A 21,163-nucleotide genomic window follows, 5' to 3' on the forward strand; every position below is an offset into this window, starting at 1 on the left:
TACAGTATGAGTAAAAAGTTATTTATTGAAACATTGGGTTGTGCGATGAACTCTCGTGATTCGGAACATATGATAGCAGCACTCAAAGAGAAAGAGGGCTATGAAACAACCGATGACATGAAGAATGCCGACCTAATTTTGATAAATACATGCTCAGTAAGAGAGAAGCCTGTTGCCAAGCTTTTTTCTGAACTCGGCGTCTTTAACAAAAAGAAAAAAGAGGGTGCAAAAATCGGTGTGTGCGGCTGTACGGCTTCGCATCTCGGAGAAGAGATCATCAAACGTGCTCCTTATGTCAGTTTCGTACTTGGTGCGCGAAATGTTTCAAAGATAGGCGAAGTACTTCATAAGGACAAAGCTGTTGAAGTGGACATCAATTATGACGAGAGCGAATTTGCTTTCGATGATTTTCGTACATCTCCATACAAAGCTTACATCAACATCTCTATAGGCTGTGACAAACAGTGTACTTTCTGTATCGTTCCAAAGACACGTGGTGAGGAGATATCCATTCCTGACGAGCTTATTGTGCGTGAAGCGCAGCGTGCGGTGGACAACGGAGCCAAAGAGATATTTTTGCTTGGACAGAATGTCAATAACTATGGACGCCGTTTCTCATCAAGCGATCATGAAAAAGTGAACTTCACGGAGCTGCTGCGACGCCTTTCAAAGATAGAAGGACTCAGACGCATTCGTTTTACGTCACCACACCCGTTTCATATGGATGATGAGTTTATTGAAGAGTTTGCATCCAATCCTAAGATATGTAAGTCAATGCATATGCCGCTGCAAAGTGGGAGTACCAAAGTGCTCAAAGATATGAAACGCGGCTACTCTAAAGAGTGGTTTTTGAATCGTGTCCAAAAACTTCGCGAACACTGTCCTGAAGTAAGCATATCTACTGACATTATCGTCGCATTTCCGGGAGAGAGTGAAGAGGATTTTGAAGATACCATCGATGTAATGAAGCAGGTGAAGTTCGATCAAATATTCTCTTTTAAATATTCACCGAGACCTGAAACAGAAGCACAACATTATAGTGATGTCATTGATCCTGAAGTGGCATCTGACAGACTCTCATACCTGCAGGCACTTCAGACTGAAATGCTTGATGAAAAAAACAAAACACAGCTCGGAAAAACATACGAAGTCTATTTTGAAGACCTCAATGCTGATGGCTATGTATCTGGAAGAACAGATAACAATCTTGTTGTCAAAGTGAAAGGCTCGGAAGAACTGCTCGGCGAATTTTGCGATGTGAAGATCACGAAGATCGGCCGTACCATTTTTACAGGGGAGATCGTTGCTTAAAAAAGTAAGCCGTTCTCTCGCCCTTATCTTCGTTCCTTTTATAGGCTCACTTATTATCCGTTTTTTATACCTCACAAACAAAAAAAACTTTTATGCTCCACAGACCATAACAGATAAACCGGTTATCTTTGCCTGTTGGCACGGAGAACTGCTGATGCTGCCATATCTCTATAAATTTTACAGAAAAAAGCCTCACGCAAAGGTACTTATTTCACCGCATTTTGATGGAAAACTTATCTCACGCACTATTAAGTATTTTGGTCTTGAGACATTGGCAGGTTCTTCGGATAAAAATTCGGCACGTGTACTCATTCAGGCTATAAAGAGTATAAAAGAGGGGTATGACATAGGCATCACTCCTGATGGACCGAAGGGACCGCGTCATGAAGTAGCTGATGGTATTATTGTCATGGCGCAAAAAACCAAAACAAAAATTGTTTTGGTTTCGGTGAAGCCTACAAAATTTTGGCAGCTGAATTCATGGGATAAGTTTGTAATTCCGAAACCTTTTGGTATACTTAACTATTACGCTTCTTCTGAGATAGATATTTCTGAGATGGAAATTGAAGAGGCAAGAAGTTTACTCAAAGAGGGGCTATTAAAACATGAAAGCTAAAATACTCATTCCTGTTGTCGCACTTGGTTTAATTGTGTCGATGGTCATTTACTTTATAATAAACCCTTCTTATGAGAAATCTCTCGAAGCGAAGTATTACTACGAAACAGGGGACTACCAAAAAGCCTATGAACTGGCAAATGAAGCTTTTAGCATAGATATCTACAATCGTATGGCATCGACGATTATGGCGCAGTCAAAGACATCGATGAAGTACATGAAGTATGTTCAGCAGGCAAAAGAGTATATGCAGCAGATCAATGAGATTGCTGCAAAACAGAATATTTCTGACGCAGACCGATCAAAAATAAAACTCATGAGTGAGATTATGGTAGATTCTTATGTAAAGCTCGCACCAAGTGTCATAACCGACAAAGCCTTGGTTCAAGAAGCGGCGAGATATCATAAAAACTTTGAGCAGCTCCTTGAAAAAGTCAATAGATAAACAAATAACCGATTTTTCTGTTTACCTCCAGAAACAAAGAGGTTACTCAGAACTAACCATAAAAAGTTATAGAGAAACACTGCAGGAAGCTTTTGGGTTTATCGAGATAACGGATGAAAAAGATCATCTGCTTTTTAATTTGATGCCTTATCGAATCCAGATAGCATCACTCAATGCAAAGACCATCAGTAAAAAACTCTCCGCAATACGTAGTTTTACAGCCTTTATCAATGAGCAGGGCAGTAAAGTTGTTTTGCGTGGGGATGAAAGCATTAAAGTGGCAAAAACACTGCCAAAACCAATTTCTCATGAACACATTATGGAAGCATTAGAAAAAGCATCCCTGCAGGAAAAACTGGTCGTGTTGATGCTTTATACATTGGGGCTGCGTATCTCGGAACTCTCAGCATTAAAGGTGGAAGATATTGATGATGAATGGATTCGTATTATCGGAAAAGGTAATAAACAAAGAGATGTGCCGCTTTTAGCGGAGGTTAAAAAACTGATTGATGAATATTTGTCAACTTTTATGATAAAAAAATTTCTTTTTGAAAAAAATGGCGAAAGATTAAGCGAAAATAGTCTAAGATATATGATAACTAAAGTCTTTGGTCGTGTAGCGCTGAAAGTAACGCCGCATCAACTTCGTCACTCGTATGCTTCTGCTTTATTAAACAGTGGGGCACCGATTGTCGATGTTAGTGAATTGTTAGGTCATGCTTCCATGGCGACAACACAAATATATACAAAATTAGGTAGTGCATTGAAACAACAAAATTATAACAAAGCACATCCTCTCGCACAAGGTGAGAAGTAGTGCTTGCTAAAATTTTTGAATCTTTATATCGTAAAGTGTTTGTCAATATAGTCGTTAAACGTGCATCGACACTTGTCTATATAGAAATGTACTCAAAAAAAGCTGCTGTAGATAATGTTCAAGCTGAATTTGAAACAATCAAGCCAGATGAAAATATGCTGGATTATATAACAAACTACACAAAAGAATCTCCGTATTCGTACATCTCTGTTCTTGATATGTCTTCACTGCAGGGTGCTCTTCCCACATGTTCAAAAAACAAGCTTTCTTACTATTATGACCTTAGTAATTGCGAGTATAAATGTTATAACGGAAAGTGGACCTATTATACGGCTAAACCGGAACTTTATGAGATTGAAAAAACATATAAGGAGATCGGTGTTGATTTTATTTTTTCTCCTTTTGTTGTGTTAGCGAATTTCTTTAAAGACAAGATAGACGGTAAACTGGCACTTTATGCACTCGTTCAAGACAGTTTTATCTCCATAGCTGTCTTTGAAAATGGCAAACTGTTATATGCCGAACATCTCGATATGCAGACGAGCAATGATGCAGATGATATCCTTCTAAGTCATGATATAGAAGAGGAAGAACTTAATTTAGAATCAGATGCCGGTATAGACTTGGAAGATATCGATGTGGATGATGAGAGTAGTGAACTTGAAGATTTCAGTGATATTGAAGATCTTGACTCCATTGAAGAGATAGAGGAGTTTGATGATTCCAAAGATATTGAAGAGGAGTTGTTGGAGAGTCAGGATGCTATTGAAGAGAGTACAGAAGAAGAGGGCAGTTTCAATGAAGACTACCAACGCTTTTCGCTTATTCAGACCTCTATCGCGCACTATTATAAAGATGAGCGTTATGAGAGTGCATTTTTGGAAAATATGTACATCGCAGATGGTGTCGGTGTGACGAAGGATTTAAAAAAGTATCTTGAAGAAGAGATGTTTTTGAATGTTTACATCCGAAAAACAGAGATAGATGCAGAGGTGTGTGAACTTGCAAAAGAGGAGCTTGGTTTATGAAATACAGCTACATAAAACCGCGTAAAAAAACTCCTTTCACAGCAGATGTCCAGTTGATTTTCACATTTTTTTCTATAACGATCATCATGCTGCTTGGGACATATACCTTTTTACTTTATAAAGACTACTCTTTTTCAAAAGAGAAAAAAGAGCTCATTGCAAAGAGGACAGACTTAGCGTCGAATATCGAAGATATGGATAATAAAATCGCGTATATAAAAAAACAGGCAGCCCTCGCACAAAAAGTACATACGCAAAATATGGTACTCAAAGATTCTATTGCAAATCTTTTTGATCTCGTTCCCGAACGCATTACTCTTTCTCGAGCGGAGCTCTTAAAAAATGGTTTGATCCTGTATGGTGTTACGCCAAACAGAGATATTTACAACTTTATGCTGCAGGCACCGCTTCGCTCTATCTTTCAAAAGACATATACAAGCTTCTATCCGGCTCAAAACGGCTGGCTTCGATTTGTATCGACAAATTACATCAATGAAGATGAAAGTGAGGAGTTAGACCATGAAAATTAATATCTCCCGCCATCATATTTATATCCTGTTGTTGTCTATTTTTCTGTTTTTGTTTGTGCTTGTATTTTCTTTTGGCCTTTTGATTCCTGAGGGAAAAGAGTATAGAGTTAAACGGGGAGAACTTAAAAAAGAGCTTGGGGAGTATAGAAAATACAAAGCATTTTATGATGAAACGCTGCAGACTCTTAAAGATCTGCAAAGCAAAAACCGTAACATCATTACGGCCTATGACAGAACATTCTCTCCTGAGAGATTTGAAAAGCAGCACAAAGCACAATTTTCTTCGTTGCGTGTGACGAAAATAAATCGCATCAAAGATGTCGAAGGGTTCAGTGTCTATGAAGTGAATACGACTTCTCATATCTCATCTCCGACAAATTTTTATGATTTTTTGGATGCTGTCAATAAAGGAGACTGGATTATCGGTGTTAATTTTCCTATTGGGTTTCTGCGTGACGGAGAGATGATAAAATCATCTTTTACAATGAAGGTTTATGCCAACAACAAAGATAAGAACTCGACCGCTTCGACGTCTTCTGATAAATAACCTCGCAGTTTTGGATCAACCTTCAAAAGACGCATCTTCTCTTTGAACTCTTTTGCAAGTTTTTCTTTTTTGATGTAAGGAGCAATGCAGATATACTCTCCCGCCTCCGCTACGATGTATTTTCTCCCCACGACAAGGCTTTTCTGCTCACGCAGAAGCTGTCGCTGTTCTTTTGAGATCATATGCCCTAGTGATTTGAGGTACTTGTCTATATGGTAGATGTTGCTGCGTGAGCTGCCTTTACGAAAGCAGGCGAGTGCATTTTTTTTTAAAATTTTTTCTTCTTGAATCAACGCTGCTTTATCTGTTTCAAGATACTCAAAACTTTTTTCAATGCCGCTACGATACTCGGCTAAAAGCGGCTGTGCATATTTTTTTCTAAATATGTTGCGGCTGTACTTTTCATCACTGTTGCTTGCATCGATAAAATATTTGATGTTGTTTTTGTCAAGATATGCCAACAGCTCTGTTTTATCGAGATGCAGTAGTGGACGAATGAGTTTATACTCCTCACGCAACTCAATTTCACTCATACCGCAGAGTTCGACACAACCCGCACCTTTACAAAACTGCATCAGCATCCACTCAAGCTTGTCACCTAAATGGTGTGCTGTCAAAAGATTTTCATAGTTGCGTGAGCTGATGAGCTCTTCAAAGAAATCATAGCGAACTTCTCTTGCCGTTGCTTCAAAATTGCTTTTGATGTCGGGGGCATTTTTTACAAAATACGCAAAGCCGTATCTTTTTGCAAGCTCTTTTGCATAGGACACCTCTTCTTTACTTTGCTCACGCAGGCTGTAATCAACAATAGCAATATCAAAAGGTATCTCATTTTCAAGAAGTAAAAAAAGCAGGGCGGTCGAATCAACACCGGCAGAGAATGCCAGAAGATTTTTAGAGTTTTGCAGCAGCTCTTTAGTTGTCTGTTTTAGCATTATCTACGGTGGCAGTTAAAATATTGCCGACAAGATCAGTGATCTTTGCTTTGTAAGGCTTGCCAAATTCCAGTTCTGTCGTATCGTCGGTTCTGTCGTTAACATAGATTTCACCATCAATCTCCGGAGCCCAGAGCAGCTCACGAGCAGAGAGTAGGAACTCATGCTCATCACTCTCTGAGTCTATAACGATATCGACTCTTTTGTCAATTTCATTTTCGAGTGATCTTTGTGTACATGCCGCAGCAATATCGCCCAAAATCTGTGCTCGATCAGCTTTTGTCTCTTCATCTATTTTCTCTTGCATCTCGTGTGCGGATGTCGTCTCCTCATCGGAGTAAGCAAAGACATTAATTCGGTCAAATCCAAAGCTTTCGGCAAATTCACACATCTCTTCAAACATCGCTTCTGTTTCACCCGGGTGTCCAACGATGAAACTTGTTCGAACAAAGGAGTTTGGCAGTGAGCGCATATAATTGAGCAGTTCAACTGTTTTGTCCTTACCAAATCCGCGTTTCATCATGCGAAGCATATCATCATTGATGTGTTGGATAGGCATGTCGAAATAGTTATGAAAGATCTTGCTTTTTGCAATGTTTTGCAGGAGTTTCATGCTTGTTGTTGAAGGGTAAAGGTAGAGTATGCGGGCACTTTTTACGCCTTCAATGAGTTCAATTCTCTGCATTAAAAGTGAAAGCCCGTCTTTTACATTCTGGTCGCGAAGGTATGATGATGAATCCTGGGAAACAAAAGAGAAATCCCAGTAACCCTGTTTGACAAGTCCCTCGACCTCACGTGCGATAGAATCAAGATCACGTGAATGCAGCTTCCCTTTAAATGATGGAATGGCACAAAATGAGCATGTTTGGTTACATCCTTCTGAGAGCTTGATGTAGGCATGATAGCTTGAGCCTGTCACAACACGCTCTGCCCCGTCGATAAGATAAACTTCATCAGAGAAACGGCTTTTTTTCTCTACTAAAAGCTCATCAATTTTATCATAGTCACCTACACCGGTGAAGATGTCAACCTCAGGAATCTGCTCCTGCAACTCTTCTTGATAACGCTCACTCAAACAACCTGCCATAACAAGCAGAGAGTCCTCTTTACGTGCTTCATGAAGGGAAAGAACGGTATTGAGCGATTCCTCTTTTGCGGCATCGATAAAACCACAAGTGTTGACAATGATAACATCGGCATCTTCATTGTTGTCGGTAAGTTCAAAATTTTTGAGTCGTCCCATCATCACTTCAGTATCTACGAGATTTTTTGTACATCCGAGTGAGACTATATGGAGTTTGTTTGACATTCTTCTTCTTTTAAATATTTTTTATAATTATACTATAATTAGCTCATGAATTTATATGATGTGATTATTCTCGGTGCCGGTGCGAGTGGTTTGATGTGTGCGGGAAATTTGCCAAAGAAGATGAAAGTAGCTATGATTGACGGCAACAGTAAGCCTGCCAAGAAGCTTAAAATTTCCGGCGGTGGGAAATGCAATATCACAAATGTGAGTGTCGCACTCAATAATTATGATGGTGATGCAGCACTCTTGTCGGCTGTCTTTAAAAAATTTGACAAAGAAAAGCTGCTTGATCTTTTGGACAGAAATAGAGTTGAACTAGAACTTCGTAAAGGTCGCTATTACTTTTGTAAAAAAAGCTCGGATGATATCATAAATCTTCTCTCACGCAATGCAAAGAAGGCAGAACAGATTTTAGGAGAAAAGATTTTGGAAGTGCACAAGCGTGGTGAGCATTTTGAAGTCAAAACAGACAAAAGAGTGCTGCAGTCAAAAAGAGTTGTCGTTGCAACGGGTGGCGAGAGTTTTAAAAATCTCGGTGCGAGTGATGTTGGTCTTCAAATCGCCCAAAATTTTGGCTTGCATATTAAAAAGTTTACTCCGGCGCTTGTCGGACTCACGCTGCAAAAAGAGCAGTTTTGGATGAAAGAGCTAAGCGGGCTCTCTTGTTTTGTAGAGATAGGGGTAGAAGATAGAGTCTTGCGTGAGGAGATGTTGTTCACACACAAAGGAATCAGTGGCCCGGCGGTACTCTCTGCCTCGCTTTACTGGAAAAAAGGTGATATCTTCATCAATTTTCTGCCAGACAGAGAGATAAAAGAGTTGATAAAGAGCGGTGGTAAAAAACTGATATCTTCGGTTATTCCATTGCCAAAACGACTTTCAAAAGCTCTGCTTAGTGCCATTGGTATGAAAGATAAAGAGTGTAGCAAAGTACAAAAGTGTGAACTTGAACAGCTTGAGAAACTGCACCATTATACTTTTGCTCCGGCAGGCAACTTCGGTTTTTCAAAAGCTGAGGTAAGTCGGGGCGGTATTGCGACCGATGAGCTTGATATGCAAAGTTTGGAGTCAAAAAAAGTAAAAGGGCTTTATTTTATCGGCGAAGTTGTCGATATAACCGGAGAACTTGGAGGTTATAACTTCCAATGGTCCTTTTCATCTGCCTATGTTTGTGCAAAAGCGATAAAATAGGTATAATAAATAAAATAAATGCATGGAGTGTTTTCGTATGAAAAAAAGATTGACAAAAATAGCATTGGCGGCATCGCTTTTAAGTATGCCTGCAGTCGTTGGAGCGAATGAATATACATCATTGTTTGCAGTAGAGGGTGGATACAATAAAGTAAGTGCAGATGTGACTGAGTCTGGACAAATGTTTAGTGTTCAAGATAGCAAATTAGGCAGTGCGGGTTTAAAACTCGGTGCACAGGGAGAGAACTTTAGAGTTTTTTTAAGTGCTCGTTATTATGATGCAGAAGATTTTAGTAAACTCGATACATTGGGTGCGGAAGTTGAGTATCTGTTCCATTTCTCAAAACCTGTCAGCTTCTTTCTCAGTGCAAATGCCGGAAAAGCATTTATGAAAGTTGGATCAAAACCTTATTATGCATCCGTTTCTACAAATGAGTACTACTATGGTGGCGGTGCAGGGTTTAATGTGACTGTAACTGATCTAATCGATGTTGAGGTTGGTGCTAGATACATAGACTTGGACAGTGAAGTAACACAAGGAACTGCTACATATAAATTTAACAGTATTACTTCTGCGTATGGAAGTATTATCTTCAAATGGCAGATGGATTAATTTTAAACTCCTTCTAGTCAGTGTAATGAGTGCATCTTTGAAGGTGCTCTTTACACATTCTTCTCTATTTTTAACTCTTTTCTTAAAAAATATTACCATGGAATTATCTACTATTATTGATCTATGAGTTTTGTATCGGTAAGAAGTCGAAGATATTGACCATAAAAAGATATAATTTCATCAATGAAAAAAGATATAAACTTTGAAGTGGTCTCACCCTACAGTCCGGCGGGTGATCAGCCACAGGCTATAGAAAAACTCAGTAACAGCATCCTTGCAGGAAATAGATACCAGACACTCGAAGGGGTGACGGGTTCAGGTAAAACACATACGATGGCACGTGTGATAGAGAAGACAAAGATGCCGACTATCATCATGACACATAACAAAACACTTGCGGCACAGCTTTATAGTGAATTTCGACAATTCTTTCCAAATAATCATGTTGAGTATTTTGTATCATATTATGACTATTATCAGCCGGAGGCTTATATTCCAAGGCAGGACCTTTTCATTGAAAAGGATTCAGCTATCAATGATGAGCTTGAACGTCTGCGACTCTCTGCAACGGCAAATCTGCTCTCATATGATGATGTCATTGTTATCGCTTCTGTATCTGCAAATTACGGTTTGGGAGACCCCGAGGAGTATCAGAGTATGGTGCAGTCCATTGCAGTCGGCGATGAGATAAGCCAGAAAAAACTGCTGCTTCGTCTGGTTGAGATGGGTTACTCACGCAATGACAGCTACTTTGACAGTGGGCATATTCGTGTCAACGGTGAAAGCATCGATGTCTATCCTCCATATTTTGAACAAGAAGCTATCCGTATAGAGTTCTTTGGTGATGAGATAGAAGCAATCTATACTTTTGATGTCATCGACAACAAACGGCTCGAAGACCATAAAAAGTTTACAATCTACTCTACAAGTCAGTTTGCCGTCTCTCAAGAGAAGATGGCAGTAGCGATCAAACGTATAGAAGAAGAGCTTGATGAGAGACTTGCGTATTTTCAAAAAGAGGGAAAGGTCGTTGAGTATCAACGCTTAAAGCAACGGGTTGAGTTCGATCTTGAGATGCTGCAGACAACGGGAATGTGTAAAGGTATTGAGAACTATTCAAGACTGCTTACAGATAAAAAGCCCGGAGAAGCTCCTTTTACACTGCTTGACTATTTTGAGGTTCGTCATAAGGATTATTTGATCATTGTTGATGAGTCACACGTATCTCTGCCGCAGTTTCGCGGTATGTATGCGGGTGATAGAGCAAGAAAAGAGGTGCTTGTTGATTATGGCTTTCGATTGCCGAGTGCGCTTGATAATCGTCCTTTAAAGCTTGATGAGTACATCGAAAAAGCACCGCACTATCTTTTTGTCTCTGCCACACCGAATGAGTATGAGTTAGAGAGATCGGCAGTAAAAGCTCAGCAGATCATCCGTCCTACCGGTCTGCTTGATCCTATTATTGATATACGACCATCGGATAATCAAGTCGAGGATATTCATGACGAGATCAAAAAGATAACGCAAAAAGATGAGCGTGTGCTTATAACGGTACTGACAAAAAAAATGGCAGAGGCACTCACGAAATATCTTGCTGATTTAGGTATAAAAGTACAGTATATGCACTCGGACATTGATACGATCGAGAGAAACCAGATCATCCGTTCACTAAGACTTGGAGAGTTCGATGTTCTCATTGGGATCAATCTCCTGCGTGAGGGGCTTGATCTGCCGGAAGTAAGCCTGGTAGCCATACTCGATGCAGATAAAGAGGGCTTTTTACGGAGTGAAACGGCCCTCATTCAAACAATAGGACGTGCAGCTCGTAATGAAAACGGGCGTGTTGTTTTGTATGCGAATAAGATGACAGGTTCGATGCAAAGAGCCATAGAGATAACGAAAAAAAGAAGATCTCTGCAGGAAGCTTTCAACAAAGAACATGGCATCACACCAACGACGACAAAGCGGACACTCGATGAGAATTTAAAACTCGAAGATGCCGGCGGACTCTATGAAAAACATAAAAAAATGGATAAAATGCCCTCAAGTGAGAGAAAAGCATTGGTAAAAGAACTCTCTTTAAAGATGAAAGCAGCGGCAAAAGAGCTGAACTTTGAAGAGGCGGCTCGCTTGCGTGATGAGATAACAAAAATAAAAAAATTATAAGTTACATTGCCAACAACGTAAAGATTGAGTGATTTTTTACAGGACAAATCCTCCCGCTGGTCTGAGCCTGAAAAAAACCACTCAATCTTTACTATCTAGCCTCTGATAAGAGGTATCAGCAAAATGAAGGAAATAGCTTGGAAGATACATTTAATAATTTAGTGACATATGGATATATAGGCCTCTTTATCTACTCTCTTGGCGGTGGATTTATAGGGCTTGTGGCAGCGGGAGTGCTTAGTTTTATGGGAAAGATGGATCTGTCACTTTCTATTGCTATTGCCTTTGCAGGGAATGCATTAGGCGATATTCTGCTCTTTTGGCTGACACGATATCAAAAGTCTATGATGGTCGAAGGTCTTCATAAACACAGACGAAAATTGGCACTTTCGCACATACTTATGAAAAAACATGGTGACTGGGTGATCTTTATTCAAAAGTTCATTTACGGACTTAAAACCGTTGTTCCTATTGCCATTGCCCTGACAAAGTATGATTTTAAAAAGTTTGCTATATTAAATATTTTTGCAGCGGCTATCTGGGCACTTGTATTTGGTTTGTCGAGTTATTATTTTGGAGCGGCTCTGAGTAAATTTGCTATCTATATAAATGATAACAAATGGCTTGCACCCGTCATTTTAGTTGCTATTGGCGGAACTGTGTGGCTTTATATGGAAAAAGTTACAAAGAAAAAAAAGAAAAAGTAAAAAGCTTTTTAGCTTTCTACTTTCGGTCCTGCTGCTGAGAAGTCAAATTCACTCTCAGCATCTTGATAGCGTTTGAAGTTCTCGATGAACATTTCGGCTAATTGGTCACGTGTTCTATCAAAGGCTTCTTTGTCTTCCCATGCATTACGAGGGTTGAGAAGGTCAGGGTTGATATTTCCAAGTGTTTTTGGCACTTGAAGTCTAAAAGTTTTTGTCGTGTCAAATTCACTGTCGTTAATAGAACCGTCTAAAATAGCATTGATACAAGCACGTGTATCTTTCAAGCTCATGCGTTTTCCAACGCCATAACCGCCGCCTGTCCAGCCAGTGTTTACAAGATAGACATTTACATCGTGTTTATCGATCTTTTCGCCAAGTAGTTTTGCATAAACAGTCGGGTGAAGCGTCATAAATGCCTCACCAAAACATGCAGAGAAAGTGGCTACCGGCTCTGTGATACCACGCTCTGTTCCTGCTACTTTTGCAGTATAACCACTTAAGAAGTAGTACATTGCCTGTTCACGTGTAAGTTTTGATACCGGAGGAAGAACACCAAAAGCATCTGCAGAGAGGAAGATAATGTTTTTAGGATGCCCTGCCATAAGATCAGCTTTGTGATTTTCAATATGCTCGATCGGGTAAGAGACACGTGTGTTTTCTGTTTTTGAGTCATCTTCATAATTGACGTCACCGTCATCATCCATGACAACATTTTCAAGGAGTGCATCTTCACGGATGGCACCATAGATCTCAGGTTCGCTTTTTGCATCGAGGTTAATGACTTTTGCGTAGCATCCACCTTCGAAGTTAAAGACACCATGATCATCCCAACCGTGCTCATCATCACCGATAAGTGCACGGTTTGGATCTGTTGAGAGTGTTGTTTTTCCGGTACCGCTGAGACCGAAGAAAAGCGCTGTATCATTCTCTTTTCCAACATTTGCAGAACAGTGCATAGAGAGTTTCCCGTCAAGTGGAAGCCAGTAGTTCATCATAGAGAAGATACCCTTTTTAAGTTCACCACCATACCATGTACCGCCGATGATACATAAGTTTCTCTCTACATCAAACAGTACAAATACTTCGGAATTCATTCCATGCTCTTTCCATCTGTCATTGACCGCTTTACAGGCATTTAAAACTGTGAAATCAGATTTGAAAACTTCCAGTTCTGAAGCAGTAGGACGGATAAACATGTTCTTTACAAAGTGAGATTGCCAGGCAATCTCTGTTACAAAGCGGATAGATTTTTTAGAAGCGGGACTTGCACCACTATATACATCTGTTACATAAAGGTCTTTACCTGAGAGTTGTTCACGTGAGAGCTCTAAAAGTTCATCAAAAATTTCTTCACTGATCTTTTGATTGACGTCACCCCATGCAATGTATTTATTCGATGGTGATCTGTCTACAAAATATTTGTCTTTTGGGCTTCTTCCTGTAAAGATACCTGTGTCAACAGCCGTCGCACCACTCTTTGTGCGTCTTACTTCACCATTTTCAAGCTCATGCTTGATAAGTTCATCATAACTAAGATTATGATAGATCTTACCTACATTTTTAAGCCCTAATTCTTCTAATTGTACTTTCATAATTTACCTTGTGGTATATATAGTGGATTGATATAATGTGAAATATCATTCTGTGAATGAAATTATACTACTTATATACCTAAATTAAAAGTAAAATTTTTAGAATATTGCAAGATTTTATAAAATTGTTTTTAGAGGTTTGTTTAAGGAATTTTTGCTAGAATTCTACTCACAAATAAATGTTCGGGTAGCTCAGGGGTAGAGCACTTCGTTGACATCGAAGTGGTCGGAGGTTCAAATCCTCTCTCGAACACCATCTTTCAAAAATCATTTCCCATTCTATTTTAAATCTGTTTAATTTATTGCTTTATCGCTCTTTATCGCTATTGTATTGCAATGCAGTGATTTTACTGATGGAATATTCCCTATAAATTAGACAATCATTATGTATGTTGGCTTAGTGAGATATCCAACTTGTTTGAAGTATGAATAATTAGCAGCAAGTTTACTAGTATATATTATCCAAAATTCTAATTAAGTCTAACAGAAGAATTCTGGTGTAAAATGATTAAAAAAAAGGTAAAAAGATGAAAATTTTTTTATGTAAAAATTTGCTGATAATTAGCTTATTACAAATGGGTTTATATGCTAAAGAAAAAAGTATGGAGGAGCTCTCAAAAGAGATGGCAAATCCTCTTGCACAGATTTGGAACCTTTCGTTTCAAAATAACTACACCACAATAAAAGGTGATGTTACTTTACCTAATGGTGTTCATATATCTGGTAAAAATCATATAAATACAACACTTTTTCAACCTGTCCTTCCTATCCCACTAAAAAATGGTATGACCGCATTTGCTCGTCCAGTTATTACATACATAGATGCACCAACTGGTGTTGGCATACATGTGGATAGCCCTGTACATGCTACTGCTGTCGGTAAAAACAGAGAAGCAAAACTAGGGGATTTGATTTTACCAATGGGTGTTGGTATTGTTAGGACAAAAGGTTGGTCTTATGGTGGTGGTGTTACTTTTATTTTTCCAACATCACAACATAAGACAGTAGCATCACACCAGTACCAAGCAGGACCAACAGCTCTTGCTCTGTATGCAAATGATCAATGGACAGTAGGTGCACATTTGCAACACTGGTGGGGTATATCTGATGATGGTACGAAGAATGTTAAAATGGCAAATCATACTGATATTCAGTACTTTATTATGTACAATCTTCCTCATGCTTGGCAACTTCGTGCAAGTCCACATATTACTTACAATTGGAATGGAAAAGATGATAATAAACTAACTTTACCTGTCGCGTTTGGTGTAGGAAAAATGATTAAAATCGGGCCAATGCCTGTTCAGCTTATGGTTGAGTATCAAAAAAATATCATTGCTCCTGATACTCTTGCCGCTGATTCTACTATTATGATGCAAGCGAATTTTATCATCAAAAATCCATTTGGAAACTTATAGGATGAAAGCTTTTACATTACTCTTCTCAATCCTGAGCGTTTTTAGTTTAACACTAAGTGCAGATAAATTAGAACAGACGCTATTTTACGGTGGTGACATCATCACTATGGAGGGTAACAAGCCAACATATGTTGAAGCAGTAATTACTCGTAATGGTAAAATAATTTATGCAGGAAAAAAAGCAGCTGCATTTAATAATTTTGCTGGAAAAACGGTAGGTGTAGACCTCAAAGGTAAAACAATGATGCCCGGGTTTATCGAGCCCCACTTACATCCTCTTATCGCGGCCATTTTACTCTCTGGTGATATTGTTGCACCACATGACTGGAATGTACCTGATGGTATTAAAAAAGGGGTTGAAGGGCATGATGCTTATCTGGCACGTCTTAAACAATCTATTGCAAAGTATGGTAAAAAAGATGATGTACTTTTTATATGGGGTTATCATCAACTGTGGCATGGAACGTTAAACCGTGAAATACTCAATAAAATATCTCCAAACAATCCTGTAGCTGTACTTCACCGCTCTTTTCATGAAGTGTTTTTAAATGACAAAGCCATTGAACTTTTTAAAATTAAAGAAGAAGATTATAAAGGCAATCCTCAGGTAGAGTGGGACAAAGGGCACTTCTTTGAAGGTGGTTGGCAGGCACTGGCTCCAAAAATAGCACCCTTTATGCTGAATCCTGTAAAGTATAAAAAAGGCTTGGCGGACATGACCAAACTTATGGAGAAAAATGGTATTACCACCATAGCAGAACCAGGGTTTCCAAATGTCAATTTTGACATGGAGTATAACCTTTTGAAATCTGAAATGGATAAAAAGCCCTCTTATGAAATCTATAATATTTTAAATGCCGGTCAATTGAGTGTTGCAAAAGGCAGTATTGAAAAAGCAACGCAGTTCATGGAAGCGTCACCCGCCAAATACAATACCCAAAACATTAAAATATTACCAAAACAGGTCAAACTGTTTGCCGATGGTGCCATCTATTCGTTGGCCATGCAGATGAAAGAGGGATATACAGACGGCTTTAAAGGTCAATGGATGACACCCCTTAAAATATTTAAAAAACAGATGAATTATTACTGGGACAGAGGGTATAAAATTCATATCCATGCCAATGGCGATCTGGGTATTCAACGTTGTATAGACACCGTAAGAGAGATGCAAAAACGCAACCCGAGAAAAGATCATAGATTAACGCTTCACCATTTGGGGTATTTTACTTCTAAGCAAGCAGATGAGATGAAAGAACTTGGTATAGAGGCATCTGTAAACCCGTACTATTTATGGGCATTGACAGAAAAATATTCTAAATACGGGTTGGGAAAAAAAAAGAGCAGAGAACTTGGTGCCTATGAAGTTTCTTAAAGACAGAGGCATTCCATTTTCTCTACACTCAGATTTTGCTATGGCGCCGGCTGAACCACTGACGCTTGTGTGGACAGCTGTCAATAGAGTAACAGATAAAGGGAGACCTGTTTCTCAAGATCAACGTATTGATCTCTTTACAGCAATGCAAGGAATTACAATAAATGCAGCAAGAACATTGAATCTTGAAAATAAAATAGGATCCATAAAAGCAGGTAAAACAGCAAATTTTACACTTCTTAATGAAAACCCGTTTAAAGTCAAAAAAATGCATATTAAAGATATCGAAGTTGCAGGAGTTGTGTTTAGAGGTGATCTTAAAATTAGAGAACCAAAACTGGTCGGCGGAGACAAAGATACTCACGGTTGTATCGGCTCTGCCGGTTATAAGTGGTGTGCTAAAATACAAAACTGTGAAAGACCATGGGAATTAGCAAAAGATAAAAGTTTTAAAAATAGTGCAGAAGCATTTAACAGTTTTTGCCAAAACAAGTGAGTTTAATACAAGGAATAAAAATGAACTTCAAAAAAAAGACATTAGGGCTAATCGCAATAGCAGTCACAACATTTGGAATAAGTACGGCAAATGCCTGTACAGGAGCACAGATCATTACCGAGGACAAAGCAGCTATCAATGGTCGTACTGTCGAATTTGGTGTACTGATTGATACTAGTGTGGCATTTGTGCCACGTGGGTACAAGTTCACTGGTATGACGACCAAGGGGCCGGGTAAAACCTGGAGAGCTAAATATGCTTCAGTTGGAATGATCATCGCTGATTATGATGTCATTGTGGATGGAATGAACGAGAAGGGATTGGTATGTGCAAACTTCTATTTCCCTGGTTTTGCAAAATATTCTGTCACAACCAAAGAGAATCAGTCTATTTCTATGTCCACTACGGATATGGTACAGTGGATACTCTCTATGTTCGACAATGTAGATGATGTGAAAAAAGCCCTGAAGAACAACGAAGTGGCGATTTCGCCAGTACTAACTCCGGGCTTTCCTCCACAGGTACAGCCTTTTCATTTCATTGTTTATGACGCGGCAGGAAAGAGTATTGTCTTTGAGCCAATCGATGGCAAGCTAAAAGTATATGACAACCCTATCGGTGTCATCACCAACTCGCCTACATTTGACTGGCATATGATGAACCTTCGTAACTATGTAACATTGGGACATACGACTCCACACAGTAAAAAGATCTTTGGCATCGAGCTTAAGCCGCTGGGGCAAGGCGCAGGTATGCTTGGTCTTCCAGGTGACTTCACTCCTCCATCACGTTTCGTAAGAGCTGCGGCATTCGCCGGCAGTACAATCCCGGCAAAAACGGCTGAAGGTGGTGTCATGCAGATGTTTCACATTCTCAACAGTTTCGACATTCCAGTGGGTGCAGCAAGAACAGTAGAAGCAGGCAAGATCTATTCAGACTATACTATGCTAACCGTTGTACGTGACACCAAAAACCTTCGTTTCTACTATAAAACCTATGATGACCAAAATATCAAGATGGTTGATATGAAAAAATTTGATTTTAATGCAAAAAAGATCGTAAAGCTGCATACATTAACGAAACAGAAATTTGAGGATGTAAGCAAAAAGCTAAAATAGCAGCCTAAGTTCAAATCATAAATGCAATTTTCTTGTAAATGAGTGAAGAAGGGGTTAAATGAAGTTTGTTCAATTGGTGGAGACGTCCGGGATCGAACCGGAGTCCTAGAGCCAACTGTCTGTGACGTCTACATGCTTAGAAAGGTTGTTTCATCTTATCTTGCTTCACACAACCTGCAAAGCTACACAAGACCAGCCTCTTTTATTCATCATGTGTTGAGACAAACACATGATATATCTAAATAAAGGGTTATACTTCAAAATCCTGCTTATTTAGAATCCGCAGGTGAAGCAGCCCGTCCTCTTTAAGAGGGGGTAAAACTTAAGCTACTGCTAAAGCTGGGCGATAATTTGTATTGTTTGCGTTTAAGCAATTGTGAGCCGTATAACGGAGTTGCTCAGTCCGGCATGCAGCCAAAGACCATTGACTCCAGTCGAAGCCATGTCGTCCCCAAGTTTATGTCCATAAGAACATATTAAAATTATATCAAAAATTTTGTTTTCGTTAGTTGTTTTTTGGAGTTTGATATAAAGAAAGGTGGTGGCCTGTCTCGGAATCGAACCAAGGACACAGTGATTTTCAGTCACTTGCTCTACCGACTGAGCTAACAGGCCATCTTTTAAAGAGTGAAATTATATCTTGAATGTACTGAAAGTAAGCTTATGTTAACGAAGCGGGATAGACCATTTTTTATAGTAAGCGATAAGTCGAAGAGAAAGAGCCGTAATAAAAAGGGCAGTGATCGTTGTGAAGTTAATGAAATGAATCATATGCAAGAGAAACAGAATAGTTGCAATAAAGATGGAAATGGTTCCGTAAAATCCTGTTTTGAGTACAAAAGGAACTTCATTTATGATCACATCGCGTGCAATCCCTCCACCAACAGCGGTAATGAAGGCCATGGCAATTACACCGGCTAGATTAAAATCGACATCGATGGCGATGAGGGCACCTGAGATGCTGAAAGAGACAAGCCCGATGGAGTCACTGAGAATAAAAAGTGGTTTATTTTCTAGAGAGTTTCTTTTATGAAATCGAAATACAATAAGCAAAACAAGAAGAATAACGACAAGAAGAGCAGGATAGGTATGTGAAAAAGTAAAAGGAACTTTGTCAACAGTGATATCACGAATTATACCGCCGCCAAGAGCGGTTAAAAAGGTTGCAATAAGCACGCCGAGCAGGTCGAGCCTGTTTCGGACAGCTACGAAAAAACCACTCATTGCAAAAGCGATAATACCGATGTATTCAGCTACTTCAAACATTGTTGCAACCCTTCAATTACAGCGATTTTTTCAAGTTCTTTGATGCGTTTTTCCAAGCTTTCAGCTGTTTCATCTTTAGCAATTTTCAGAGATTTTTGCAGGATGATTCTGCCTTCATCGTAGTTTTCGTTGACTTCATGAACTGTCACCCCGCTCAAAGACTCATTAGCGGCTATGACAGCTTCATGCACATGCCTACCATACATGCCTTTTCCGCCAAATTTTGGTAAAAGTGCAGGGTGGGAGTTGATGACTTTGAAGTTTTGCGTGATGGCAGGCGGGATCTTTTTCATATAGCCCGCCAATAAGATGATGTCGATTTTTGCATTTTTTAAAACTGTGTAAAGTACCTTGTCCGGATCTGGAGTATTATTGGCATTGATGACATGAGCTGTAATATTGTATTTTTTTGCTTTTAGCAAAACTTTTGCATCAGTATTATTGGAAATGACAAGTGAAAGAGTGATGTTCTGTAAAATGCCATTTGCAATAGCAGAATGAAGAGTATCTAGCGTGCTGCCATTGTGTGAAGCTAGAATTGCAAGGTTCATTATCTTATTTTGAGTGTAATGAGTGCCAATACATTCGAGAGTACGGCAATAATCCAAAATCTGACGATAATTTTATTTTCTGCCCAGTTTTTCATCTCGAAATGATGGTGAATAGGAGCCATTAAAAAGACACGTTTTTGCCGCAGTTTGAAACTACCGACCTGTAGAATAACAGAGAGTGTTTCAATAACGAAGATAGAACCGATGAGCAGTAGAAGAATCTCACTTTTGGAGATGATGGCAAGGTAACCTAAAAAAGCGCCGACTGTCAACGAACCGCTGTCTCCCATAAAGACTTCCGCAGGGTGGCAGTTGTACCAAAGAAAACCTGTGAGGGCTCCGATGAGCGCACTGGCTATAATGGCGACTTCACTTACTTCGAAATGCGGCATAAGAAGATAGGAGCTGATCTTTACGTTTCCTGTAATATAGATGATAATACTAAAAGTTGTCAGAGCTATGATGGAAGGCACAGTCGCAAGTCCGTCAAGCCCGTCTGTAAGATTTACTGCATTTGATGTGGCGATAATGACGAGCACCCAAAGGAGTATGGCAAACAGACCCATATCCATAACAGGATTTTTGAAAAATGGAATATAGAGGTCTGTATTGAAATCAGCAAAAAGACATAAAAAAGCAGCGATGACAAAAGCAGAAACTATCTGCAGTGCAAGTTTTGTGCGTGCTTTGAAGCCGGCAAGATTTTCACTTTTTTTGATTTTTGCAAAGTCATCATAAAAGCCAATTAGAGAAAAAAGAACAAGTGTTAATATAGCACCGAGTGCATAGGCATTGTCAAGTCGTATGGTTAAAAGAGAGGCAAAAACGGTAGCTCCGATAAATACAACACCGCCCATTGTAGGTGTTGAACGTTTTTCCTGATGGCGCTGGGGTGCCCAGTCATTGATAGGCTGTACATTTGAAGTTCTTTGTGCCCAGCGGATGAATTTTGGCAGGAGATAAAGTGTCAAGCAGAGTGCGATGAAAAAAGCAACACCTGCTCGGATAGTAATGTATCCTAAAAGGTTGATATCAAGTAAATCATGTAACCAGTAAAGCAAATCTATTTCCTGTTCATTTATAAAATTAAAGTGACATTATAGTATAATCCGCAAACGAATAATTAATAGGA

General features: G+C 39.3%; 21 protein-coding genes, 2 tRNA genes and 1 other RNA gene. 16 read left to right on the top strand and 8 right to left on the bottom strand.

Features of this window, described 5'->3' with window-relative positions:
• Positions 1-6 precede the first annotated feature (6 nt).
• Genes miaB through FM071_RS02005 form a run of 7 tightly spaced genes read left to right on the top strand, consistent with a single transcriptional unit; the run spans position 7 to position 5,294 of the window.
• Positions 7-1,311 (top strand): tRNA (N6-isopentenyl adenosine(37)-C2)-methylthiotransferase MiaB, encoded by a 1,305-nt coding sequence (miaB, locus tag FM071_RS01975; RefSeq protein ID WP_193111369.1) that lies wholly within the window; start codon positions 7-9, stop codon positions 1,309-1,311.
• Positions 1,304-1,927, top strand: a complete 624-nt coding sequence (locus FM071_RS01980; RefSeq protein WP_193111370.1) for a lysophospholipid acyltransferase family protein — start codon at positions 1,304-1,306, stop codon at positions 1,925-1,927. The genes miaB and FM071_RS01980 overlap by 8 nt, the downstream gene beginning before the upstream one ends.
• Positions 1,917-2,372: a hypothetical protein gene (locus FM071_RS01985; protein ID WP_193111371.1), complete on the top strand. Its 456-nt coding sequence runs from the start codon at positions 1,917-1,919 to the stop codon at positions 2,370-2,372. The genes FM071_RS01980 and FM071_RS01985 overlap by 11 nt, the downstream gene beginning before the upstream one ends.
• Entirely contained in the window at positions 2,353-3,189 is an 837-nt protein-coding gene (locus tag FM071_RS01990) for a tyrosine-type recombinase/integrase (RefSeq protein ID WP_193111372.1), read from the top strand. The genes FM071_RS01985 and FM071_RS01990 overlap by 20 nt, the downstream gene beginning before the upstream one ends.
• Entirely contained in the window at positions 3,189-4,217 is a 1,029-nt protein-coding gene (locus FM071_RS01995; protein ID WP_193111373.1) for a hypothetical protein, read from the top strand. The genes FM071_RS01990 and FM071_RS01995 overlap by 1 nt, the downstream gene beginning before the upstream one ends.
• Positions 4,214-4,747, top strand: a complete 534-nt coding sequence (locus FM071_RS02000; protein WP_193111374.1) for a hypothetical protein — start codon at positions 4,214-4,216, stop codon at positions 4,745-4,747. The genes FM071_RS01995 and FM071_RS02000 overlap by 4 nt, the downstream gene beginning before the upstream one ends.
• Positions 4,737-5,294, top strand: a complete 558-nt coding sequence (locus tag FM071_RS02005; protein WP_193111375.1) for a hypothetical protein — start codon at positions 4,737-4,739, stop codon at positions 5,292-5,294. Before FM071_RS02000 ends, FM071_RS02005 begins: the two co-directional genes overlap by 11 nt.
• Here the strand turns inward: FM071_RS02005 and tilS are convergent.
• Together tilS and rimO are read right to left on the bottom strand one after the other, a co-directional pair.
• Positions 5,240-6,229 carry a tRNA lysidine(34) synthetase TilS gene (gene tilS, locus FM071_RS02010; RefSeq protein ID WP_193111376.1) on the bottom strand — a complete coding sequence of 330 codons (990 nt, stop codon included), beginning with the start codon at positions 6,227-6,229 and terminating at the stop codon, positions 5,240-5,242. The two genes, FM071_RS02005 and tilS, sit on opposite strands and share 55 nt — an antisense overlap.
• Positions 6,210-7,538, bottom strand: a complete 1,329-nt coding sequence (gene rimO / locus FM071_RS02015; RefSeq protein ID WP_193111377.1) for a 30S ribosomal protein S12 methylthiotransferase RimO — start codon at positions 7,536-7,538, stop codon at positions 6,210-6,212. The genes tilS and rimO overlap by 20 nt, the downstream gene beginning before the upstream one ends.
• A gap of 45 nt (positions 7,539-7,583) precedes the next feature.
• Here rimO and FM071_RS02020 point away from each other — a divergent pair, with 45 nt between their 5' ends.
• The 4 genes from FM071_RS02020 (at position 7,584) to FM071_RS02035 (ending at position 12,215) form a co-directional block, all read left to right on the top strand.
• Positions 7,584-8,729 (top strand): BaiN/RdsA family NAD(P)/FAD-dependent oxidoreductase, encoded by a 1,146-nt coding sequence (locus tag FM071_RS02020; protein ID WP_193111378.1) that lies wholly within the window; start codon positions 7,584-7,586, stop codon positions 8,727-8,729.
• 37 nt (positions 8,730-8,766) lie between these two features.
• A complete protein-coding gene (locus FM071_RS02025) occupies positions 8,767-9,342 on the top strand; it encodes an outer membrane beta-barrel protein (RefSeq protein ID WP_193111379.1) in 576 nt (191 codons plus the stop codon).
• Positions 9,343-9,525: 183 nt separating this feature from the next.
• Positions 9,526-11,508 carry an excinuclease ABC subunit UvrB gene (gene uvrB, locus FM071_RS02030; RefSeq protein WP_193111380.1) on the top strand — a complete coding sequence of 661 codons (1,983 nt, stop codon included), beginning with the start codon at positions 9,526-9,528 and terminating at the stop codon, positions 11,506-11,508.
• Between the two features lie 137 nt (positions 11,509-11,645).
• A complete protein-coding gene (locus tag FM071_RS02035) occupies positions 11,646-12,215 on the top strand; it encodes a DedA family protein (RefSeq protein ID WP_193111381.1) in 570 nt (189 codons plus the stop codon).
• Between the two features lie 8 nt (positions 12,216-12,223).
• Here the strand turns inward: FM071_RS02035 and pckA are convergent, their stop codons facing one another.
• A complete protein-coding gene (pckA, locus tag FM071_RS02040) occupies positions 12,224-13,807 on the bottom strand; it encodes a phosphoenolpyruvate carboxykinase (ATP) (protein WP_193111382.1) in 1,584 nt (527 codons plus the stop codon).
• A gap of 181 nt (positions 13,808-13,988) precedes the next feature.
• Between pckA and FM071_RS02045 the strand changes: the two genes are divergently transcribed.
• From FM071_RS02045 to FM071_RS02060, 5 genes are all read left to right on the top strand, one after another.
• A tRNA-Val gene (locus tag FM071_RS02045) sits at positions 13,989-14,063 on the top strand.
• 271 nt (positions 14,064-14,334) lie between these two features.
• Positions 14,335-15,225 (top strand): transporter, encoded by an 891-nt coding sequence (locus FM071_RS02050; protein ID WP_193111383.1) that lies wholly within the window; start codon positions 14,335-14,337, stop codon positions 15,223-15,225.
• A gap of 1 nt (position 15,226) precedes the next feature.
• A complete protein-coding gene (locus FM071_RS02055) occupies positions 15,227-16,600 on the top strand; it encodes an amidohydrolase (RefSeq protein WP_264299366.1) in 1,374 nt (457 codons plus the stop codon).
• Positions 16,587-17,096: an amidohydrolase family protein gene (locus tag FM071_RS10790; protein WP_264299367.1), complete on the top strand. Its 510-nt coding sequence runs from the start codon at positions 16,587-16,589 to the stop codon at positions 17,094-17,096. The genes FM071_RS02055 and FM071_RS10790 overlap by 14 nt, the downstream gene beginning before the upstream one ends.
• A gap of 20 nt (positions 17,097-17,116) precedes the next feature.
• Positions 17,117-18,214 carry a linear amide C-N hydrolase gene (locus FM071_RS02060; protein ID WP_193111384.1) on the top strand — a complete coding sequence of 366 codons (1,098 nt, stop codon included), beginning with the start codon at positions 17,117-17,119 and terminating at the stop codon, positions 18,212-18,214.
• A gap of 74 nt (positions 18,215-18,288) precedes the next feature.
• Here the strand turns inward: FM071_RS02060 and ssrA are convergent.
• From ssrA to mraY, 5 genes are all read right to left on the bottom strand, one after another.
• Positions 18,289-18,667, bottom strand: a transfer-messenger RNA (tmRNA) gene (ssrA, locus tag FM071_RS02065).
• Positions 18,668-18,753: 86 nt separating this feature from the next.
• Positions 18,754-18,829, bottom strand: a tRNA-Phe gene (locus tag FM071_RS02070).
• A 51-nt stretch (positions 18,830-18,880) separates the two neighbouring features.
• On the bottom strand, positions 18,881-19,480 hold the full coding sequence (locus tag FM071_RS02075; RefSeq protein WP_193111385.1) for a trimeric intracellular cation channel family protein: 600 nt from the start codon (positions 19,478-19,480) through the stop codon (positions 18,881-18,883).
• Entirely contained in the window at positions 19,468-20,031 is a 564-nt protein-coding gene (gene purN, locus FM071_RS02080; protein WP_226960559.1) for a phosphoribosylglycinamide formyltransferase, read from the bottom strand. The genes FM071_RS02075 and purN overlap by 13 nt, the downstream gene beginning before the upstream one ends.
• Positions 20,031-21,092, bottom strand: coding sequence for a phospho-N-acetylmuramoyl-pentapeptide-transferase (gene mraY, locus FM071_RS02085; RefSeq protein ID WP_193111386.1), 1,062 nt, complete (start codon positions 21,090-21,092; stop codon positions 20,031-20,033). Before mraY ends, purN begins: the two co-directional genes overlap by 1 nt.
• Positions 21,093-21,163: the final 71 nt, after the last annotated feature.

It is taken from the genome of Sulfurimonas paralvinellae, from assembly GCF_014905135.1.
Taxonomy (GTDB): domain Bacteria; phylum Campylobacterota; class Campylobacteria; order Campylobacterales; family Sulfurimonadaceae; genus Sulfurimonas; species Sulfurimonas paralvinellae.

Excerpts from the sequence above, each read along its gene's own strand:
- rimO (WP_193111377.1), bottom strand. The coding sequence starts at position 7,538 with ATGTCAAACAAACTCCATATAGTCTCACTCGGATGTACAAAAAATCTC.
- FM071_RS02050 (WP_193111383.1), top strand. The coding sequence starts at position 14,335 with ATGAAAATTTTTTTATGTAAAAATTTGCTGATAATTAGCTTATTACAA.
- purN (WP_226960559.1), bottom strand. The coding sequence starts at position 20,031 with ATGAACCTTGCAATTCTAGCTTCACACAATGGCAGCACGCTAGATACT.
- FM071_RS02005 (WP_193111375.1), top strand. The coding sequence starts at position 4,737 with ATGAAAATTAATATCTCCCGCCATCATATTTATATCCTGTTGTTGTCT.
- FM071_RS10790 (WP_264299367.1), top strand. The coding sequence starts at position 16,587 with ATGAAGTTTCTTAAAGACAGAGGCATTCCATTTTCTCTACACTCAGAT.
- pckA (WP_193111382.1), bottom strand. The coding sequence starts at position 13,807 with ATGAAAGTACAATTAGAAGAATTAGGGCTTAAAAATGTAGGTAAGATC.
- FM071_RS02025 (WP_193111379.1), top strand. The coding sequence starts at position 8,767 with ATGAAAAAAAGATTGACAAAAATAGCATTGGCGGCATCGCTTTTAAGT.
- FM071_RS02060 (WP_193111384.1), top strand. The coding sequence starts at position 17,117 with ATGAACTTCAAAAAAAAGACATTAGGGCTAATCGCAATAGCAGTCACA.
- FM071_RS02075 (WP_193111385.1), bottom strand. The coding sequence starts at position 19,480 with ATGTTTGAAGTAGCTGAATACATCGGTATTATCGCTTTTGCAATGAGT.
- FM071_RS02020 (WP_193111378.1), top strand. The coding sequence starts at position 7,584 with ATGAATTTATATGATGTGATTATTCTCGGTGCCGGTGCGAGTGGTTTG.
- uvrB (WP_193111380.1), top strand. The coding sequence starts at position 9,526 with ATGAAAAAAGATATAAACTTTGAAGTGGTCTCACCCTACAGTCCGGCG.
- tilS (WP_193111376.1), bottom strand. The coding sequence starts at position 6,229 with ATGCTAAAACAGACAACTAAAGAGCTGCTGCAAAACTCTAAAAATCTT.
- miaB (WP_193111369.1), top strand. The coding sequence starts at position 7 with ATGAGTAAAAAGTTATTTATTGAAACATTGGGTTGTGCGATGAACTCT.
- FM071_RS01985 (WP_193111371.1), top strand. The coding sequence starts at position 1,917 with ATGAAAGCTAAAATACTCATTCCTGTTGTCGCACTTGGTTTAATTGTG.
- FM071_RS02055 (WP_264299366.1), top strand. The coding sequence starts at position 15,227 with ATGAAAGCTTTTACATTACTCTTCTCAATCCTGAGCGTTTTTAGTTTA.
- FM071_RS02000 (WP_193111374.1), top strand. The coding sequence starts at position 4,214 with ATGAAATACAGCTACATAAAACCGCGTAAAAAAACTCCTTTCACAGCA.